At 65.9% G+C, this 19,559-nt stretch carries 14 protein-coding genes; 10 read left to right on the top strand and 4 right to left on the bottom strand.

Annotated features, from left to right (window positions below):
* Positions 1 to 61 precede the first annotated feature (61 nt).
* The 9 genes from LB528_RS02550 (at position 62) to LB528_RS02510 (ending at position 14,389) form a co-directional block, all read left to right on the top strand.
* Positions 62 to 2,140 carry an acetate--CoA ligase family protein gene (locus tag LB528_RS02550; protein WP_224713724.1) on the top strand — a complete coding sequence of 693 codons (2,079 nt, stop codon included), beginning with the start codon at positions 62 to 64 and terminating at the stop codon, positions 2,138 to 2,140.
* A complete protein-coding gene (locus LB528_RS02545; RefSeq protein ID WP_224713723.1) occupies positions 2,133 to 2,915 on the top strand; it encodes a carnitinyl-CoA dehydratase in 783 nt (260 codons plus the stop codon). The genes LB528_RS02550 and LB528_RS02545 overlap by 8 nt, the downstream gene beginning before the upstream one ends.
* 213 nt (positions 2,916 to 3,128) lie before the next feature.
* A complete protein-coding gene (locus LB528_RS02540) occupies positions 3,129 to 4,070 on the top strand; it encodes an alpha/beta hydrolase (RefSeq protein ID WP_224713722.1) in 942 nt (313 codons plus the stop codon).
* A gap of 356 nt (positions 4,071 to 4,426) precedes the next feature.
* The gene (locus LB528_RS02535) at positions 4,427 to 6,391 is read left to right on the top strand and encodes a hypothetical protein (RefSeq protein WP_224713721.1); all 1,965 of its coding nucleotides are present in this window, start codon (positions 4,427 to 4,429) and stop codon (positions 6,389 to 6,391) included.
* 11 nt (positions 6,392 to 6,402) lie between these two features.
* On the top strand, positions 6,403 to 10,245 hold the full coding sequence (locus LB528_RS02530) for a DUF11 domain-containing protein (RefSeq protein ID WP_224713720.1): 3,843 nt from the start codon (positions 6,403 to 6,405) through the stop codon (positions 10,243 to 10,245).
* 291 nt (positions 10,246 to 10,536) lie between these two features.
* Positions 10,537 to 11,214 (top strand): ribulose-phosphate 3-epimerase, encoded by a 678-nt coding sequence (gene rpe / locus LB528_RS02525; protein WP_224713719.1) that lies wholly within the window; start codon positions 10,537 to 10,539, stop codon positions 11,212 to 11,214.
* A 258-nt stretch (positions 11,215 to 11,472) separates the two neighbouring features.
* Positions 11,473 to 12,210: a GntR family transcriptional regulator gene (locus tag LB528_RS02520; RefSeq protein ID WP_224713718.1), complete on the top strand. Its 738-nt coding sequence runs from the start codon at positions 11,473 to 11,475 to the stop codon at positions 12,208 to 12,210.
* Between the two features lie 107 nt (positions 12,211 to 12,317).
* Entirely contained in the window at positions 12,318 to 13,835 is a 1,518-nt protein-coding gene (locus LB528_RS02515; RefSeq protein ID WP_224713717.1) for a malonate--CoA ligase, read from the top strand.
* Positions 13,836 to 14,200: 365 nt separating this feature from the next.
* The gene (locus LB528_RS02510) at positions 14,201 to 14,389 is read left to right on the top strand and encodes a hypothetical protein (protein ID WP_224713716.1); all 189 of its coding nucleotides are present in this window, start codon (positions 14,201 to 14,203) and stop codon (positions 14,387 to 14,389) included.
* Positions 14,390 to 14,537: 148 nt separating this feature from the next.
* Here LB528_RS02510 and nagA read toward each other — a convergent pair whose 3' ends face one another.
* Genes nagA through LB528_RS02490 form a run of 4 tightly spaced genes read right to left on the bottom strand, consistent with a single transcriptional unit; the run spans position 14,538 to position 18,377 of the window.
* A complete protein-coding gene (gene nagA, locus LB528_RS02505) occupies positions 14,538 to 15,695 on the bottom strand; it encodes an N-acetylglucosamine-6-phosphate deacetylase (RefSeq protein WP_224713715.1) in 1,158 nt (385 codons plus the stop codon).
* Positions 15,692 to 16,723 (bottom strand): SIS domain-containing protein, encoded by a 1,032-nt coding sequence (locus LB528_RS02500; protein ID WP_224713714.1) that lies wholly within the window; start codon positions 16,721 to 16,723, stop codon positions 15,692 to 15,694. The genes nagA and LB528_RS02500 overlap by 4 nt, the downstream gene beginning before the upstream one ends.
* A complete protein-coding gene (locus LB528_RS02495) occupies positions 16,720 to 17,499 on the bottom strand; it encodes a GntR family transcriptional regulator (protein WP_224713713.1) in 780 nt (259 codons plus the stop codon). Before LB528_RS02495 ends, LB528_RS02500 begins: the two co-directional genes overlap by 4 nt.
* Positions 17,496 to 18,377 carry a BadF/BadG/BcrA/BcrD ATPase family protein gene (locus LB528_RS02490; RefSeq protein WP_224713712.1) on the bottom strand — a complete coding sequence of 294 codons (882 nt, stop codon included), beginning with the start codon at positions 18,375 to 18,377 and terminating at the stop codon, positions 17,496 to 17,498. The genes LB528_RS02495 and LB528_RS02490 overlap by 4 nt, the downstream gene beginning before the upstream one ends.
* Before the next feature lie 200 nt (positions 18,378 to 18,577).
* On the opposite strand from LB528_RS02490, the gene LB528_RS02485 reads away from it, so the two are divergent.
* Positions 18,578 to 19,528: an N-acetylmuramic acid 6-phosphate etherase gene (locus LB528_RS02485; protein ID WP_224713711.1), complete on the top strand. Its 951-nt coding sequence runs from the start codon at positions 18,578 to 18,580 to the stop codon at positions 19,526 to 19,528.
* The last annotated feature ends 31 nt before the right edge of the window (positions 19,529 to 19,559 follow it).

Raw genomic sequence — 19,559 nt, 5'->3', positions numbered from 1 at the left:
ATGATGCGCCAAGGCCGGGTCCCGGCCTTGGACAAGATCGCGCTCAAACGAAAAGATGGCCATGCATAAACTCGAACGTCTCCTGCGCCCGAAATCGATCGCCGTGTTCGGCGGGGCGCAGGCCGCCGCCGTCGTGGCGCAGTCGATCAAGATGGGCTTTGCCGGCGAGATCTGGCCGGTGCATCCGACCAAGGACGAGGTCGCCGGCCGCAAGGCCTACCGCTCCGTCGCCGATCTGCCGGGCGCGCCCGACGCCGCCTTTGTCGGCGTCAACCGGCATCTCACCATCGAAGTGATCAAGGCGCTGGCCGAGCGCGGCGCCGGCGGCGCCGTCTGCTTTGCCGCCGGATTCCTCGAGACCGAAGCCTATGACGAGGACGGCGAGCGGCTGCAGGCTGAGCTGGTCGCCGCCGCGGGCCAGATGCCGATCATCGGGCCGAACTGCTACGGCCTGATCAACTATGCCGACGGCGCGTTGCTTTGGCCCGACCAGCATGGCGGGATCAGGCTGGCCGAGGGCGGCAAGGGCGTCGCCATCATCACGCAATCGTCCAACATCGCCATCAACATGACGATGCAGAAGCGCGGACTGCCGATCGCCTTCCTGATGACCGCCGGCAACCAGGCGCAGACCGGCCTCTCCGAAATGGCGCTGGGCCTGATCGAGGACGAGCGCGTCACCTCGCTCGGCCTGCATATCGAGGCCTTCGATTCGGTCGCCGGCTTCGAGAAACTGGCGGCGCGAGTACGCGAGTTGAAGAAGCCGATCATCGCCATGAAGGTCGGCCGCTCCGAACAGGCGCGGCAGGCGACGGTGTCGCACACCGCTTCGCTGGCCGGCTCGGACGCCGCCTCCGGCGCGTTCCTGAAGCGGCTCGGCATTGCGCGCGTCGATTCCATTCCGGCCTTCATCGAGGCGCTGAAGCTGCTGCACATCACCGGTCCCCTGCCCGGCTACAAGCTTTCGTCGATGAGTTGCTCGGGCGGCGAGGCTTCGGTGATGGCCGACAGCGCCGAGGGGCGCTGGGTGCATTTCCCGGCGCTGACGGCCGAGCACCGCGCGCATGTCAAATCGACGCTCGGACCGCTGGTCGCCGTCGCCAATCCGCTCGACTACCACACCTTCATCTGGAACAACGAGCCGGCGATGACCGCCACCTTCACCGCCATGGTGTCGGGCGGCTTCGACCTCAACATGCTGGTGCTCGATTTCCCGCGCCCGGACCGCTGTTCCGACGTCGACTGGTGGGCGACGCTGCGCGCCTTCGAGGCGGCGCTGAAGACCAACAAGGCGCAAGGGGCGATCGTCTCCTCGCTGCCGGAAAACCTGCCGGAGGAATACACCGCCGGCCTGATGGCGCGCGGCATGGTGCCGCTGTTCGGCATCTCGGAGGCCATGGACGCCGCCCAGGCCGCCGCCTTCATCGGCTGGGCCTGGCGCGAGCCGCAGGCGCAGCCGGTCGACACCACCGCGGCGGGAGCATCCGACGCCAAACGCGTGACGCCGGACGAGGCCGAGGCCAAGGAAAGGCTCATCAAGGCCGGCCTGCCGGTGCCAAAGGGCGAGCGCGCCTCCAATGCGGTCGAGGCGGTGATTTCCTCGATGAGCTTGGGTTTCCCGGTGGCGCTGAAGGCGCTCGGCGTGACGCACAAGTCGGAAGTCGGCGCTGTCAGGCTGAACCTCAAGGACGCCGAATCCGTCAGTGCCGCCGCACATGATTTGCTGCCGCTCGGCACCGGGCTCTATGCCGAGCGCATGGTGCGCGACGGCGTCGCCGAGCTGATCGTCGGCTTCACCAGCGACCCGATGTTCGGCGTGGTGATGACGCTCGGTACCGGCGGCGTGCTGGTCGAGCTGTTGCGCGACAGCGTGACCCTCATGCTGCCGGCAACGCGCGACGACATCGAGGCGGCATTGCGTGGGCTCAAGCTCTATCCTCTCCTCGAAGGCTATCGCGGCCGGCCCAGGGCCGACGTCGACGCCGCCATCGACGCCATCGCCGGCATTGCCGACTTCGTGCAGAAGAACGAGGGCGAGATCGAGGAACTCGACATCAACCCGCTGATCGTCTGCGCTAAAGGCAAGGGCGCCTGGATCGCGGATGCGCTGCTTGTGCTTGGAGAAAAGAAGAATGGCTGACGTCATCACCACCCGCCGCGAAGGCGCGATCCTCGAGGTCACGCTCGACCGGCCGAAGGCCAATGCCATCGACCTCAAGACGTCGCGGCTGATGGGCGAGACCTTCAAGGCGTTCCGCGACGATCCCGAGCTGCGCGTCGCCATCGTCAAGACGGCCGGCGACAAATTCTTCAGCGCCGGCTGGGATCTGAAAGCGGCGGCCGCCGGCGATGCGGTGGACGGCGATTATGGCGTCGGCGGCTTCGGGGGACTGCAGGAGTTGCGCGACCTGAACAAGCCGGTGATCGCCTGCGTCAACGGCATGGCGGTGGGCGGCGGCTTCGAGCTGGCGCTGTCCTGCGACCTCATCTACGCCTCGGACCATTCCTCCTTCGCACTGCCCGAGATCCGCGCCGGCACGCTGGCCGACGCGGCGACCATCAAGCTGCCGAAGCGCATCCCCTACCATATCGCCATGGACCTTCTGTTCACCGGCCGCTGGATGGAAGTCGCCGAGGCGCATCGCTGGGGCCTGGTCAACGAGGTGTTGCCCAAGGATAAGCTCGAGGAGCGCGTATGGGAGATTGCAAGGTTGCTCGCCAGCGGCCCGCCGCTGGTCTTCGCCGCGATCAAGGAGACGGCGCGGGTGGCCGAGGCGCTGACGTTCCAAGACGCCATGAACAAGGTGACGCGCCGGCAGCTGCCGACGGTCGACAAGCTCTATGGGTCGGAAGACAATATGGAAGGGTTCCGGGCTTTCGCGGAGAAGCGCGAGCCGGTTTGGAAGGGACGGTAGAATCGCGATGACGGCGCGAGGCACCCCCCTCTGCCCTGCCGGGCATCTCCCCCACAAGGGGGGAGATTGGATGTCGCGAAGGCTTCCGCCAATCTCGAACGTTCCAAGAAGGGCGCCGAGCTCGACGCTGCCAATCTCCCCCCTTGCGGGGGAGATGGCCGGCAGGCCAGAGGGGGGTGACCGGGCTGAACCTCTCCAGTCGGTCCGAGCGCGATGACCGACTACAAAACCCTTATCGACGCAGAAACCTGGGCCTTCATCGAGAAGACCAATTCCTACTATCCGCCGGACACGATCGACTACACGATCGAAGAGCAGCGCGCGGTCTACAACCGGATGTGCCGGGAGTTCTTCGCCGGATATCCGCAAGGCGTGACGGCGGAGACGACTGCCGTTGCCGCGCCAACCAACAGCATCTCGATCCGCATCTACCGCAACGCCGCCCCGAACAACGCCGCGACGGTGCTCTACCTTCATGGCGGCGGCTTCATCCTTGGCGGGCTGGACAGCCATGACGATGTCTGCGCAGAGCTTTGCGCCCGCACCGGCTTCGATGTGGTTTCGCTCGATTACCGGCTTGCGCCGGAGCATCAGCATCCGGCGGCCTTCGACGACGCCATGGACGCCTTCGAATGGGCCGCCGAGACCTATGACTGCGCGATCGTGCTCTGCGGCGACAGCGCCGGCGGCAATCTCTGCGCGGCGGTAGCGCATGCCACGCGCGGTCACGCCAAGAAGCCTGCCGGCCAGGTGCTGATCTATCCTAGCCTAGGCGGCGACCGATCGCGCGGCTCCTATGTGACCCATGCCGAGGCACCGATGCTGACGGTGCGCGACCTCGACATCTACAAGCATCTCCGAGCCGGCGGCGTGGACCGGACCGGCGACATCACACTCTACCCGCTCGCCGACGCCGATTTCGCAAACCTGCCGCCGACGGTGCTGATCACCGCCGAATGCGACCCGCTGTCGTTCGACGGCGAAGCCTATCGCGACCGTGTCGTTGCGGCCGGCGGACATGCAACCTGGTTCGAGGAGCCGGGGCTGGTGCATGGCTACCTCAGGGCCCGGCACATGGTCGGCCGGGCGCGGACGAGCTTTACCCGCATCGTCGAGGGGGTTTCGGCGCTCGGCCGGGGCGACTGGATCTGGTAACACCCGACGGCCGAAAGCGCTTTCCGCTCCGCCCATGAACCTTTCCCCGCCAGCCGGCGACTGACGGCCAGGCGCCGCAATGGCGCGGCCCGGAAAGGAAAGCCGCCATGACCAGAAACCCAGAGACTTCGCGGTCTCCGGGAACAACGGGAGTCCGGCGTGATCACCGCCTTCAGGAAGGGGTCGACGCGCTGGGTTTCCGGCTGATTCCGTTGACCCTGCCCAGCAGCCGGCGTATCGTCGCAAAGAGGAAAACAGACACTACGATCGGGGAAGAACGTGCCGGAACGCCGCGCCCTGCCCTGGTTGGCGCAGTAGAGGCGGACGTCCCTTCCAGCGGCTTCGGGGGGAGTGCAATGTCTGGCGTTCGCGGCTCGTTCCTGCGTTCCCACGGTGGCCATTTGCGCCGCGCGATCGCAACAAGCGGCGGAATTCTCGCTTTGGCGCTGTCCGCCGGCTTGTGGCTCGGCGGCGCGGCGAAGGCGCAGGAAACCCAGATCATCTATCCCGGCTCGATGGCGGTCACCGGCTTTCCGGGCACCACCATTCCCGATTTCGATCAGGGTCTGCCGCCCGGCGTCGACCCGGTCGACGAGACCTTCATCGATACGTCCCGCGCATCCTTGCGCATTTTCGACGTCTCGCATCTCGGCGGGCCGGCCTCCGGCCAACTCGTCAACACGCGGCCGCCCTTCGAGGTGACGGCCGGGCAGATCGGCGAGGTGTTCGGCCTCGCCTATGACGATGGCGTGCGCGACGGCGTGCCGTCGGGCGTTCCCAACCTCTACGCCGCCGCGACCTCGCTGCACGGCATCGAGATCGTCACGCCGGACGCCGACCGCGACGGGCGTCCGGAACGGCAGCGCCGCGGCGCGGCGGGCGCCACCTTCATGGACGGCCAGTTCGGCACCGAGAGTGGCGGCGGTCCAGGCACGATCTGGAAGATCGACGGTATCACGGGCGCCGTCTCCAAATTCGCCGACATCGACACCAACAGCGGGCCGGGCATCGGCAACCTCGCCTTCGTTCCGACCCATCGCGAGTTCTTCGCATCGGATCTCGACACCGGGCTGATTCACCGCATCGATATCGAGGGCAATCTGATCGACAGCTTCGATCATGGTGTTGCCGGGCGCCCGGCGCATGGGCTGGCCCCGGTCGCCGACGACGGCGCCGTGATGGACATCCAGGCTGCCGCTTTCGATAGCGAAGACCCGGAGACCTGGGGCTATACGCAGGATGCGCGCCGCGTCTGGGCTGTCGCGTATCGCGGCGGGCGGCTCTACTATTCCGTCGGCGAGAAGGCAGAGATCTGGTCGGTCGGCATTGCGAGCGACGGAAGTTTTGCCGGCGATCCACGCTGGGAACTGACGGTCAGGGCCGACAAGGATTATGCCGTCACCGACATCGCCTTTGACAACAAGGGGTTCATGTATCTCGCCCAGCGCGGCCCGGTCGAGAACCGCTACGATTACAGCCGCTTCGCCGATTCCGGCAAAGGCGAGCTGATCCGCTACTGGCGCGAGGAGCCTGACGATCCGGCGACGGAATCGGCCTGGGTCGAGGTGCCGCAGGAATATGCCGTCGGCTTCCCGCAAGGCAACCGCCAGTCGGCCGGCGGCGTCGACCTACAATATCGCTATGACGCCGAAGGCAATCTCGACACGTCCGTCTGCACCGGCACCGTCGTCAACACCGGCGACAAGTTGCGCGACAATCCCGAGCTTGCCGAGCGGCTCGCCGCCGGCGGACCGCTTGCCGTGCATGGCGTGCAGCTGACGCCGAGCACGCTGGTCAAGCCGGCCAACGTGCCGCCTTTCGGCTCCTGGTTCGTCGATTTCGACGGTTATTTCGAAGACCCGGACGTCCAGGGCCATGTCGGCGACGTCAGGGTCTGGCGCCCCTGCGAGGGCCATGCCGGCTATTACGAGGAAATCCCCGGCGGCGGCTATCTGCCTCCGTTCTATCCGCCCGACTTCCCGCCGCCCGGCAACCTGCCGGCCTGCCTGGATGTCGAGGACGTGCATTATTACTGCACGCCGCGCGGGCTGCGGGCCGAACTCTATCTCCATGACCATGCCGGCTTCGGCGGCGATTCGATCAAGGCGCAGTCCCAGACGCCCGGCGTCGGGGTGACAACCCCCATGTCGCATGTCCCGGATAAGCCCTACACGGTCGACATCACCGGCCATGATCCGGGCGACACCGTCAATGTCGGGCTCTGCTTCTACCGCAAGTCCGACCAGGACAAGGGTGGCTACTATCCTTGCTGCAAGATGACGCTGCCGCTCAGAACGCCAGCCGCCAGTTGCGAACGTTGAGGGAGGGACAGATGACAAATCTCGCCCTTTCCCGCTCCGTCTCGAGCCGTTCGAAAACCGTCATGGCGACGATCGTGAAACCCCTGTCATATGCCAGGCGCGGCGCGCGCTGGCTGATGGCGGCCGGTGTCGCGGTCGCCATGATGCCGGCCTTGCCGGCGCTCGCCCAGGACCAGGCTCCGGCCGCGATCAAACAGGCCGCCAATCCGGCGTCACGCGGCATCAATGCCGAACTCGCGCGGATCGTCCCCTTCTTCACCAAGAAAGGCAGCCAGAAAAGCTGCGATTCCGTCGAGTATGTCCTGAGCTTCGGCATCCATGGCGACCCGCAGGACTTCGACCGGCCAAGCGTGGCCGCCCTGCTCAAGGCGACAAGGCTCGATTTCAAGGATCAACTGCCGCACGGCCTACAGATTGTCGGCGTCGATGTCTCCGGCGACGGCACCAGCGCCTCCGGCGGAGCGCTGCCCGCTGCTTCAATCGGCACGTCGGCCAGCCCGAACGACACGGCCAGCGTTTCCAACTTCCGCATCAGCGCTGCCAACCTCGATGGCACGGGTGCTGCGAACGAACGCGTCATCACCTTCCGCATCACCGCCAAGATAGACCATGCGACCTTTCCCGTGCCGACGACGGTCGACAACCAGGGTGAGATCGAGGTGGCCTTCAGGGGCGGTCCGGCAACAGCGATCCGCTCGCAGGATCCGGACAAGCCCGACGACGGCGATTTCCTGACCGGCGTGAAGACCTCGATCAAGATCGACCTGACCAAGTGCAACCCGCCGCCTCCGCCTCCCGGCAAAGAATGCTTCAAGGTCGAGCACGGCACGGTCGACTGCGTGCCCGGCGGCGGCGCCTTCATCTACCATATGCCGGTCGGACCCGAGATGGGCGGCAAAGGGGTGCAGGTGTCGACGACCACGCCCGGCATCAGCATCGTTCCCGACATGCAGAAAGTGCCGGTCGGCGGCGGCGTGCTGAACTGGAAGATCATCGGCGCTTCGCCGGGCGAGACCATCCATCTCGTCGTCACCGGCATCGAGACCTATGCCGGGCCGAAGGAAGGCTGGGGGCTCTGCTGCACGCAGGTCAACGACATCGTCGTCCCGCGTGACCTCAGATGCCCGCCGAAGGACAAGGAGCCGGACCTCAAGGTCGAGAAGCATGCCGACGTGCCGCGTTGCACGATAGCCGGCGGCTGCGACTTCACCATCACCGTCACCAATGTCGGCGACGCGCCCTATAACGGCAAGATCGTGCTCGACGAGGTGACGCTGCCGGCAGGTTCGGTGCTGACCTCCGGGCCGAACGCGCCCTGGGTCTGCGTACCCGGCACGACGCCGATGACCTGCACCTATCCGGCGACGACGCTCAATCCCGGCGCCTCCGTCAACCTCAAGCTCGGCTTCAAGCCGGCGGGCGGCTGGCAGGGCGGCGTGCTGCGCAACTGCGCCGCCTATGACTACCAGGCCAGCGGCAAGCCGCTGTTCGGCAGCCAGCAGAACGACCGCGGCTGCGCCTCGATCCCGATCTGCCGCCGAGGCGATCGCGATCCGCAGTGCAATCGGCCGGTCGAGAAGAAGGTCGACCTGATCCTGAAGAAGCGCGCCCGCAGCCCGGTCTGCACTCCGGACGGCGCCTGCACTTTCGTGATCGACATCATTAACAACGGGACCGGCACCTATAACGGGCCGCTGACGGTGATCGATACCTACCCCGGCGGCGCGCCGACCTCGTCGACCTTCGGGCCGAGCCCGCCATGGACTTGCGGAGCGAACGGCCCCGGCCAGTTCCGCTGCGACAATGCCGGCATCTCGCTGCCTCCGGGCGCCTCGACGCCGATCGTCGTCAGAGCGGTGATGCCCGCAAACTACCGGCCGGACACGGTGGAGAACTGTGCCGAGGTGAAGGGCATTGCCGGCGAGGTCGACCTCGCCAACAACAAGGCCTGCGCCACCGAGCGCATCCGCCATCCGAATGGCGGCCAACCCGGCCTGCGCATCACCAAGACCTGCGGCGGCTCGCTTGCCGGTGCCGCGGTTTCCTGCCGCATCACCGTCACCAATGCCGGCACCGCGGCCCCGACCGGACCGGTGCGGGTCAACGATGCCGCGACGCTGGTGTCGGGCGGAGCGCCTGTACAAATCCAGAGCGTCACCCCTGACGGTGCGGACTGGGCTTGCGGACCGGTGCCTGCCAACACGCTGTCGTGCCAGATCCCCGGCACCGTGATGACGCCCGGAACCAGCCGGCACTTCGACGTGACGGTGAACGGCAATGGCGCGTTCGAGAATTGCGCGCGCGGCTCCTACGGGCCGGCGCCGGGCGACGACATCGTCTACCCGATCGGCCAGGCCTGCGCGAAGGGCGGCGGCTCGACCATCCGCGTCGAGAAGACCGGCGATGCCGAATGCCGGTCGGGAGAGCCCTGCTCGTTCGAGATCACCATCACGAACGATGGGCCGAATCCCTTCTCCGGCCCGGTCCGCATAGGCGATGCGATCGGCATCGACGGCATCGGCAGGCTGGAAGGCGTCCCGATCACCTCGATCGACCCGCCCTTCGGCTGCTCGCCGGAGCCGGCGACGCTGCCGGCGTCCTGCATCGCGAACCTGGCGCTCGGCGCCGGCGAAAGCCGCAAGCACCATGTCACCGTGACCCTTCCCGACGACAGGCGGCTTGCCGATCTCAAGGGCACGGTCACGGGACAGAATTGCGTCGGCGTGCTCTCGCCGAACACGCCGGTGCAAAGCGGCGGCGACGTGCTGTCGCGCGCACCGAGCGGCGTGCAGGGCGATCGCGGCAAGGCCTATGCGTGCCATCCCTTCACCATCAGGCATGAGGTGAAGAACCAGTGCTTGTTTGGAATGGTGCTGAACTCGGCCGGCCGCTGTGTCTACCCGGAAGGCACCACCTTCCGTGATGGCCAATGCTCGTCCGGTGGCAGCAAGCTTCTGCCGCTGCCGGTGCCGCAGCGTTGCGTCCTGCTCCAGGGCCAGATCCGCACCGAGGACGGACGCTGCGTCTGCCCGCGCGGCACCGAACTGGAAAACGGCAAGTGCGTCCAGGGCGAAGAGCCGCAGGAGCCGCAATGCACGCTGCGTCCCGGCCAGTACCGCGACCAGAACGGCAATTGCGTCTGCCGCCGCGGCGAGCTGGTGAACGGCGTATGCCAGGTCGTCCCGCCGAAATGCACGATCCGTGGCGCAGTGCTGACGACGGACGGCTGCGTCTGCCCGAAAGGCACGCATCTCGACCGTGCCGCCAAGGCTTGCGTGCCTGACAGGCAGCCGCCCGCCCAGTGCCGTATCCGCGGCCAGTCCCGCAATGCCGATGGCGATTGCGTCTGCCCGAGCGGCATGGAGGTGCGCGGCGGCGCCTGCCGGCCTATCGTGTTGAAGCAGTGCCCGGTCCGCGGCCAGGTGCGCGACCCCAACGGCAACTGCGCCTGCCCGGATGGCCTGGTGGTGCGGGGCAGGGCCTGCCAGCGGCCGAGGCCGAGCCAGGAGCAGTGCGCCATCCGCGGCCAGGTCCACAACAAGCGGGGTGACTGCGTCTGCCCGCGCGGGACCGAAATTCGCGACGGCGCCTGCCGCAAGGCATCGGTGGAATGCGCACCGGGTGCGGAGTTCATCGACGGACAGTGCCAGCCGGTCTTCACCCGGCGGCGCTGCCCGGCCGGAACGACCGGCCAGTATCCGGATTGCTACCCGATCCGCAGGCCACCGGACATCGAGATCAACCCCGGCATCCTGCTCAACCCGAATGTGCTGCAGCAACTGGAGCCGCAGCGCCAGCCACGCCGCTTGCTGCAGGATCCGGCGGGCGCCAACATCCAGAACTTCAAGCCGTAGTCTTGCGGCTGAAGATCAAGACCCGCCGGAGCGATCCGGCGGGTTTTCTTTTCCACATCGAAGAAAGCTCTATGGCAGGCGGGCCCATGCGTCCGTCGAAACATGCTTCCCCTTGGCCGGACCATGGTCCAGGGCGTTTCACCGTTTCACGGAAACTATGAAACGCCCTATGTCTTTGTTTTCACGCAATTCCGGACGCAAAAGCGCTCGCACTTTTCCTGGAATTGCTCTAGGCAATCGCCCTGACAGGCGCGCGACCACGCGCACAGGACCGCCGGGAGAATTTGCGCCATGAGCAAGAAGACCCTGATCGCGCCATCGGTGCTGGCGTCGGATTTCTCGAAGCTGGGCGATGAGGTCGAGGCCGTCGTGGCGGCCGGCGCCGACTGGATCCATCTCGACGTGATGGACGGCCATTTCGTGCCCAACATCACCTTCGGCCCGCCGGTGATCAAGGCGATCCGCAATCGCACCAAAGCCTTCTTCGACTGCCATCTGATGATTGCGCCGGCCGATCCTTACCTGGCGGCCTTCGCCGAAGCCGGGTGCGACGGCATGACGGTGCACGCCGAAGCCGGGCCGCATCTCGACCGCTCGTTGCAGACCATCAAGAGCCTCGGCAAGAGGGCCGGCGTCTCGCTCAACCCGGCAACGCCGGAAACGGCGATCGAATATGTGCTCGACCGGCTCGACCTGATCCTGATCATGACGGTCAATCCCGGTTTCGGCGGACAGGCCTTCATCCCGGCGATCGTCGACAAGGTGAAACGGGTGAAGGCGCTGATCGGCAGCCGGCCGATCCACATCGAGATCGACGGCGGCGTCTCGGCCGAGACGGCGCCGCTGGTGACCGCGGCCGGCGCCAATGTGCTGGTGGCGGGTGCCGCCGTCTTCAAGGGCGGCAGCATCGAAGCCTATAGGGCGAACATCGAAGCAATTCGCACCGCAGCCGACAGGACCGCAAGTTGAACGCATAGCAGTCCGATCTCTCTCGTAAGTTGCGCAATCGAGCAGAGATTGAACGACTGTTCAATATGTGAAGCGGCGCAGGAATACCAGCTTTTTATCGAGATTCTACTTCGTTCAATAAATAGACGACCCATCTCGTCTTAAAGTCGAATATCGTCATCTTCCGCTTGAGGCGCCATTGCCCGGATGTATGATACACGTACGGAATTGCTTCGCCGAGGGGCCCTGGCAAACCAGGGGCAAGCAACAGGAGTTTGATTGACAAACGGAAGCACCGAGCCGGGCCAAAGCAAGGGCGGCAAAAGCACGCTTGCCAGTTCCGTCTACCAGCAACTGCGCGACGACCTGTTGCGCGGAGCTCTGGAGTCCGAGACGAAACTGCGTGTCGAATGGGTCGTTTCCCGCTATGGCGCCGGCGCCTCGCCGGTGCGCGAGGCACTCAACCGCCTGGCCGCCGAGGGCCTGCTCGGCCGTCACGACCAGCGCGGCTTCTTCCTGATGCCGGTCAGCGCCGCGGAACTGGAAGAATTGACGCGCACGCGCTGCTGGCTTGAGGAGCGGGCGCTGCGCGAATCCATTGCCCACCGCACCGCCGAGTGGGAAGAGCAGCTGGTGCTGGCGCTGCACCGCCTTGCGCGCGCCGAGCGCCGCCTGCCGGATGACCCGACAACCAACAATCCGGAGTGGGAGAAGCTGCACCGGGCCTTTCATCGCGCGCTGATCGCGGCGTGCCGGTCGCATTGGCTGATCGGCTTTTGCGAGCAGCTTTCCGATCAGGCCTCGCGCTACCGCCTGATCGCGCAAAACGAGCCAGGCACGGGGCGCGACGATCTCGGTGAGCACCGCATCATTGCCGAGCGCACGCTGGACGGCGACGCCGACGGCGCGGTCGAGGCGCTTCTCAATCACTACCGCCTCACCGCGGCGATGTGCATGGAACGCCTCGCCCAGGGCTACGACCCGAGGGCCGGCAAGTCCCAACGCGGCCGCAAATAGCGGATTGAAGAATCAACGCAGTTTTTGCTCCGGGCGTCAAATCTGGTATTCGCTCAGGCGAGCGCATGCATGCGCCATTCGGCCTTCGTCCGCCGTGAGGACATTTCATGACCAATCATCTCTTCAGCGCTTTCCGTTCCCGCATGCCGGCGCCCGGCCGGCTGCTGATGAAGACGGATGACGGCCGTTCGATCACCTATGGCGACATGCTGGCGAAATCGGCGCAGCTTGCGCACGCCCTGGCGCAGGCTGGCGTCGAGCCCGGCGACCGCGTCGCGGTCCAGGTCGAGAAGAGCCGGGAGGCGGCGCTGCTCTATCTCGCCACGTTACGCGCCGGCGCGGTCTTCCTGCCGCTCAACACCGCCTACACACTGCCCGAGCTCGACTATTTCTTCCGCGACGCCAGGCCGAAGCTGATCGTTTGCGATCCGGACCGTCTTTCGGGCGTCGAACCGCTTGCCGCGGCGATCGGCGCCACGGTGCTGACGCTCGGCCGCGACGGACAGGGAACGCTGGCCAGCCAGGCTTCGCGACAGGCGACGGATTTCAGCGATGTCGCGCGCGGGCCGAACGATCTTGCCGCGATCCTCTACACCTCCGGCACGACCGGCCGTTCCAAGGGTGCGATGCTCAGCCACGAGAACCTCGCCTCGAATGCCCGCGTGCTGGTGGAGCAGTGGCGCTTCGGCGCCGACGACGTGCTGATCCACGCGCTGCCCATCTTCCACACGCACGGCCTGTTCGTGGCTACCAACGTCATCCTGATGGCCGGCGCGAAAATGCTGTTCGAGCAGAAATTCGATCCGGCGCGCGTCATTTCGCTCTTGCCGCGCGCGACCGCGCTGATGGGCGTGCCGACCTTCTATGTGCGGCTGTTGCAGCAGGACGGCCTGACACGCGAGGCGGCGAAGACGATCCGGGTCTTCATCTCCGGCTCGGCGCCGCTCTTGGCCGAGACGCACAAGGCCTGGCGCGAGCGCACCGGCCACGCCATCCTCGAGCGCTACGGCATGACCGAAACCAACATGAACACGTCCAACCCCTATGACGGCGAGCGGCGCGCCGGCACGGTCGGCTTCCCCTTGCCGGGTGTTTCGCTGCGCATCACCGATCCCGAGAACGGCAAGTCGCTTGCCCAGGGCGAGATTGGCATGATCGAGGTGAAGGGCCCGAACGTCTTTGCCGGCTATTGGCGCATGCCCGACAAGACCAGGGCCGAGTTCCGCGACGACGGCTTCTTCATCACCGGCGACCTCGGCCTGATCGATGCCGACGGCTATGTCCACATCGTCGGACGCGGCAAGGACCTGATCATCTCGGGCGGATACAACGTCTATCCGAAGGAGATCGAAAGCGAGATCGACGCGCTGGACGGCGTCAGCGAAAGCGCGGTGATCGGCGTTGCGCATCCGGATTTCGGCGAGGGCGTCACCGCGGTGGTGGTGCGCAAGCCGGGCTCGGCGATCAGCGCCGCCGACATTGCCAGCGCCATCGCCGGACGGCTGGCGAAATACAAGCATCCGAAGCAGGTGATCTTCGTCGACGAGCTGCCGCGCAACACAATGGGCAAGGTGCAGAAGAACGTGCTGCGTGAGGCCTATAAGGATATTTACGCGGCGAAATAGCGCCGGCTAATAATCTATCGAGCCACAGGCCTCGGAGATGGGCCAAGACGCCCATCGCCTCGTCATTCTAGGGCGGAGCAAGGAGCGAAGCGACGCGCGGAGACCCTAGAATCCATGCCGTTACGCTAAGGCGCTTGTAACGTTGCAGAATTCTGTACCGTTGCGCCCTATGGCGTTGCCGATATTTAAAGGAGCATTAACGGACGGGGAACAGCCGGCAACGATAGCTTATTTCTTCTACTGCCTAGGCGCTATTATTCCGATCATCACGGTTGTTGTACTGTTTGCTTTGCAGACGATGCCGCGATGACATACATCTCTTCGTGAGCGCTCTCGCCTAATTTCGTTTTCATCGGAAGGCAAAGATGTCAGGGATCATAATCGATCAACTGGAACGCCTTAAAACGGCAAGAGGAAAGAAACTTCTAGCCGAGGACCGCCTGGAGGATGTAAAAATTACCAGTGTGGCACCTCCACCTGTCCCTAGCGATGAACGCATCAAGATCGAGGTCGGAGAAGACGGCGCACCAAAGGTCAAGGTGCGTAAGCCTTAGCATTTCTACTTTCCGCGCATCTCTTTTGTCGCGAAACTCCCAAAACCCCGACACATTAAGGCCCGATAAGCAGCAGGCCTCAAATTTTCACGGTCAGAAGACGTCTGTCCCGGGTTAGAACCTGCCCGAGTATGACGAGAGGATGGGCCTACGCGCCAAAAACCCTCTCGCCGCCGATCCAGACGTTTCTGACACCCAGCCCCTCCGACAGTCCAACAATGTCGGCCGCTGTTCCGTTGGCGAAGCGGCCGAGCCTGTGCGCCTGGCCGATCGCCTCGGCGGGGTAGAGCGAGGCCATGCGCAGGGCTTCGTCGAGCCCGAGGCCGACGACGCGATGGACGTAGCGCACGGCGGAAATCATGTCGAGATCGGCGCCGGCCAGCGTGCCGTCGGCAAGCCGCAGACTCCCATCCTTGCGGTAGATGGTGCGGCCGTTCAGCGTGAACGATGTCATGTCCGTGCCGATGGTTGCCATGGCGTCGGTGACGAGCACGATCTTGCCCGGCCCCTGCTTGCCGCGCAGCGCAAGGATCATCGTCGCCGGATGAACATGGATGCCGTCGGCGATGATGCCGGCGTACAAGCCAGTGTCGATCGCCGCGCCCGCCAGGCCCGGCTCGCGGTTGCCGATCTGGCTCATGGCGTTGAAGAGGTGCGTGACCACCGTGGCGCCGGCTTCGGCGAAGGCGGTGGCCGTCGCGTAGTCGGTATCGCTATGGCCGAGGCTGACGACGACGCCGGCTTCGGCGAGCGCCGCGACGCGGGCCGGCTCGACCGATTCCGGCGCGATCGTGGTGAGCAGGACGGGAAGCTGTTTGCGCGCCGCGATCAGCGCCTCCTGGTCGGCGTCGGTCATCGGCCGGATCAGCGCCGGATCATGCGCGCCTTTGCGGGCGATGGAGAGATGCGGACCTTCCAGATGCAGGCCGAGGAAGCCCGGCACCTGTTCCCGAGCGGCCTCGGCGCCGGCGGCGATCGCGGCGGCGGTGATCGCCGGCGTGTCGGTGATCAGCGTCACCAGCAGCGCTGTGGTGCCGAAAGGCGCATGCGCTCGGCAGATGGTCTCGATCGAGGCGACGTCGGGATGGTCGTTGAGCATCACACCGCCGCCGCCATTGACCTGGATGTCGACGAAACCGGGCACCAGCAGGCCGCCGCCGGTCTCGACCGTCGAAACGCCGGACGGAACCGCCCCGGCGGGTAGGATGGCCTCGACGACTTCGCCCTTGACGACAAGGGCGGCGTTGTCATGCCAGTCGGTGCCGTCGAAGATGCGGGCGCCGGTGAGTGCGAAACGGTCGCTCATATGGTTTCCGTCACCTTGCGCAGATTGCGCGGCGTGTCGGGGTCAAGGCCGCGATGGCGCGCGAAAGCTTCGACGAAGCCGTAGAAGGACACGATCAGCGGCAGCGGATCGGTCAGCGGGTGGCCGGTGGCGACATGGGGAAGAAGCCGCGCGGCCTTCGCCTTGTCGGAGGTGGTGAAGGCGGCGGCGCCCTTGGCCGTCAGGCCGTCAGCCGTCTCGGCGACCGAGGGTTCGGACGCATCGCGCGCGGCAAGCGCCAGGACCGGGAAACCCGGCCCGACCAGTGCCAGCGGCCCATGCATGACCTCGGCGGCACTGTAGGCCTCGGCATGCATGGCGCAGGTTTCCTTGAATTTCAGCGCCGCCTCGCTGGCGATCGCGAAGGACGGCCCGCGGCCGAGGATGAACAGCGATTGCGGGTTCTCCAAAGCGCCGGCAAGCGCCATCCAGTCGCAGGCGATCGCCTTCTCGAAATGGCCGGGCAGGCCGGCGAGCGCCTTAAGCAGCGCTTGGTCATCGGTTGCATGCGCCATCAGGGCGAGGCCGGCGACGGCCGAGTTGACGAAGGTCTTGGTGGCCGCGACGGAGCGTTCAGGGCCGGCCATGATGTCGATGGCATGGTCGGAAATCCGCGCGAGCGGCGAGTCGGCCGTGTTGGTGATGGCGACGGTCAGCGCGCCGCCGGCCCGCGCGGTTTCGGCCATGGCAATGATGTCGGGGCTCTTGCCCGACTGCGAGATCGCCAGGCAGGCCGAGCCTCGGAGTCTCAATTTGGCGCCATAGATCGACGCGATCGACGGCCCAACGGAAGCGACCGCCAGGCCTGCCGTCAGCTCAACGGCATATTTCATGAAGGTCGCGGCATGGTCGGACGAGCCGCGCGCCACGGTGACGACGAAGTGGGGATCGCGCTCGCGCAGGCCGCGCCCTGCTTCGGCCAAAGCCGAGGCCGAGCCGTCGAGAAGGCGAGCAGCGGCTTCAGGGATCTCGTCGATCTCGCGCCGCATATGGGTGGTGTTGGCGCTCATGGCCGGATCTCCTCTCCCGGCCCGGTCAGCCGGAGTTCCGCGACGAAATCATAGGCGTCGCCCCTGTAGACCGAGCGGGTGAACTCGATCACCTTGCCGCTCGCCAGATAGGAAATGCGCTCGATCTGCAGTCCGGCAACCCCCGCCGGCACCTCCAGCAGGCGCGCATCGCCGTCGCCGAGATTGGTGGCCGAGATGCGCTGCACGGCGCGGACCGGGCGATTGCCGGTCATGCCCAGCGCCGCATAAAGCGAGGAGCCGATCGCTTCGGGATCGGGCAGGACGCTGGCCGAGAGCGCCGCGCGCTCGATCGCCAGCGGCGTGTCGTTGGCGATGCGCAGGCGCGCGACGCGCGCCACCAGCTCGGTCGAGGAGAGGCCCAGCACCATCATCTCATCCGGCGACGGGGCATAGAGGCCGCGGTCGAGCCAGACCGAACGCACATTCATGCCGCGGCGTGCCATGTCTTCCGTAAAAGAGGTGAGCCGCGACAGCGACTGCTCGACGCGCTCCATGCGCGGCGCGACGAAGGTGCCCGAGCCGTGGCGCTGGACGAGGATGCCGCCCTTGACAAGATCCTGCACCGCCTTGCGCACGGTGACGCGCGAGATATCGGCCTTGCTGGCGATGTCACGCTCGGAGGGCAGCGCGTCGCCCGGACCAATCAGGCCGCGATTGACCGCTTCCTCGATGCTGCGCCTGAGCTGCAGATAAAGCGGTGCGCCGCTCTGCGAGGATTCTTTCAGCATGGCGAAGATCTGGTCGGCGGCGCTCATCGGGCGGGCTCCGAGCCCCTTGCGAAGATGCGCAAGGCCATCTGCACGGCGCCGCCCAGCGCATCGTCGAGCGGGGCTTTGAGCAGCGCCTGATAGCGTGCCGACAGGCGCGGCGCATAAAGCGGCGCCAGACCGCCGAGCAGGCAGAGCGGCGCGTCGTCGGCAAGATCGAGCGCGCCGAGCGAAGCCTCGACATCGGCGACCGCCTTGGCGAGGATAAAATTGGCGACGAGATCGCCCTTTTCAGCATGCTCGAAGACCTTTGGCGCGAAGCCGCCGAAATCGCCGGGCTTGGCGTTGGTGGTGAATTCGACGACGTCTTCGGGATTGTTGCGGAAGACGGCGAGCATGGCGTCGGTCAAGGGCGAGGCCGGACGGATGCCGTCATAGGCAAGCAGCGTCTGTTCCAGCAGGTCGCGGCCGATGCGGGCGCCGCTGCCCTGGTCGCCGACCTGGAAACCCCAGCCGCCGATGGCGCGCGACTTGCCCTCTTTACGCGCCATATAGGCGGTTCCGGTGCCCAGAATGGCCATGGCGCCATCGCCGGAGCCAACCGCGCCCTCGAGCGCGATCTCGGCGTCGGTTTCGACGCGGCTGTTGCTGAAGGGCAGGATCGCTTCGAGCTGCTGCCGATAGGTGCCGACATTGGCGCCGGCGAGGCCGAGAACGGCCGGTGTTTGCGGGATCATCTCCGGATCCTCGCCCGCGGCCAAGAAAGCCTGCCTCGCCGCTTCGACGATGTTGGCGCGGGCGCCGGTGAGGTCGGTGCGGATGTTGGCGGCGCCGCTCTTGGCGCGGCCGAGAACGGCGCCGTCGACAGTCGCAAGGGCCGCCCTGCAGCTGGTGCCGCCGCCATCGATGCCAAGCACGAATTTCACGCGATTTCTCCTCGGGGCCGGATAATACCAATAAAATACCAATAGCCAAGAGTTAATTTCGGCTCAAAAAAATTTAAGCCGTATTTAATTGACTTCCCCCGCTAATTTGCCGGCGGGTGAAGTCCGCAGCTGGAAATTCGTTAATGCGTGTGGACAAGTGGTATTTTTTTGGTATTGTTCGCTCAGTTGGAGGAAAATGGATGGCCGAGACGCGCACGGAAGCGCTCCACCAGAATGCCGAGGGGCTGGATGTCCAGGCCCCGGAAGCCATTCTGGCATTCCTGGCCAACGCCCAGATCGAGGCCAGCAAGGCCGTCCATGGCGCCATCCCGGCGATTGCCGTTGCCGCCGAACTCATCGCGAAGCAATTGAAGAACGGCGGCAAGCTCGCCTATGCAGCGGCCGGCAGCTCCGGCCTGATGGCGGTGGCCGACGCGCTGGAACTGCCCGGCACCTTCGGCATTGCGCGCGACCGCATCGCCATCCTGATCGCCGGCGGCGACGAGGCCTTCCGCACGCTGGCCGGCGGGCCGGAGGACGACACCGAGGAAGCGGCGGCGGCGGTTGCCGCGGCTGCGATCGGCAAGGGCGACTGCCTGATCGCCATCTCCGCCAGCGGTTCCACGCCCTATGCCGTGCGGGCGCTCGAAGACGCGCGCAGCCGGGGCGCTGCCACCATCGCCATTGCCAACAACCGGGGCGCCGTCCTGTTCAAGCAGGCCGACGTCGCCATCCTGCTCGAAACTCCGCCTGAGCTGATCGCCGGCTCGACGCGCATGGGCGCGGGCACCGCGCAGAAGATCGCGCTCAACATGCTGTCGACGCTGACCGCGATCCATCTCGGCCATGTCCACGACGGGTACATGGTCAATCTCACCGCCGACAACATCAAGCTGCGCGACCGCGCCGTGCGCATGGTCGCCGCCATCAGCGGCAAGAGCCGCGACGAAGCAGCCCGCCTGCTCGAGGAAAGCGGCGGCGTCGTCAAAACCGCCATTCTGCTCGCCGCGGGCGCCGCCAACGCGGACGCGGCCGAGAAGATACTGGAAGGAACCGGCCAGAAGCTTCGACCGGCGCTTTCCGCGCTGGGGCAAGATCCTGAAAAGTGGAACCCGCTTTTCAGAAAAGATCATGCCCTAACAAAGAAGTAGGGCCTGTTTCGTTCCCATTTCCATCGGGGTG

The sequence above is a fragment of the Mesorhizobium sp. CA4 genome, assembly GCF_020165075.1.
GTDB lineage: Bacteria > Pseudomonadota > Alphaproteobacteria > Rhizobiales > Rhizobiaceae > Mesorhizobium.
Note: the sequence above shows the minus strand (reverse complement) of the source record. Positions and strands in the feature narration are given on the sequence as shown.

What these genes read in the sequence shown, in the direction of transcription:
- LB528_RS02550 (WP_224713724.1), top strand. Translation starts at nt 62, where the DNA reads ATGCATAAACTCGAACGTCTCCTGCGCCCGAAATCGATCGCCGTGTTC.
- LB528_RS02545 (WP_224713723.1), top strand. Translation starts at nt 2,133, where the DNA reads ATGGCTGACGTCATCACCACCCGCCGCGAAGGCGCGATCCTCGAGGTC.
- LB528_RS02540 (WP_224713722.1), top strand. Translation starts at nt 3,129, where the DNA reads ATGACCGACTACAAAACCCTTATCGACGCAGAAACCTGGGCCTTCATC.
- LB528_RS02535 (WP_224713721.1), top strand. Translation starts at nt 4,427, where the DNA reads ATGTCTGGCGTTCGCGGCTCGTTCCTGCGTTCCCACGGTGGCCATTTG.
- LB528_RS02530 (WP_224713720.1), top strand. Translation starts at nt 6,403, where the DNA reads ATGACAAATCTCGCCCTTTCCCGCTCCGTCTCGAGCCGTTCGAAAACC.
- rpe (WP_224713719.1), top strand. Translation starts at nt 10,537, where the DNA reads ATGAGCAAGAAGACCCTGATCGCGCCATCGGTGCTGGCGTCGGATTTC.
- LB528_RS02515 (WP_224713717.1), top strand. Translation starts at nt 12,318, where the DNA reads ATGACCAATCATCTCTTCAGCGCTTTCCGTTCCCGCATGCCGGCGCCC.
- LB528_RS02510 (WP_224713716.1), top strand. Translation starts at nt 14,201, where the DNA reads ATGTCAGGGATCATAATCGATCAACTGGAACGCCTTAAAACGGCAAGA.
- nagA (WP_224713715.1), bottom strand. Translation starts at nt 15,695, where the DNA reads ATGAGCGACCGTTTCGCACTCACCGGCGCCCGCATCTTCGACGGCACC.
- LB528_RS02500 (WP_224713714.1), bottom strand. Translation starts at nt 16,723, where the DNA reads ATGAGCGCCAACACCACCCATATGCGGCGCGAGATCGACGAGATCCCT.
- LB528_RS02495 (WP_224713713.1), bottom strand. Translation starts at nt 17,499, where the DNA reads ATGAGCGCCGCCGACCAGATCTTCGCCATGCTGAAAGAATCCTCGCAG.
- LB528_RS02485 (WP_224713711.1), top strand. Translation starts at nt 18,578, where the DNA reads ATGGCCGAGACGCGCACGGAAGCGCTCCACCAGAATGCCGAGGGGCTG.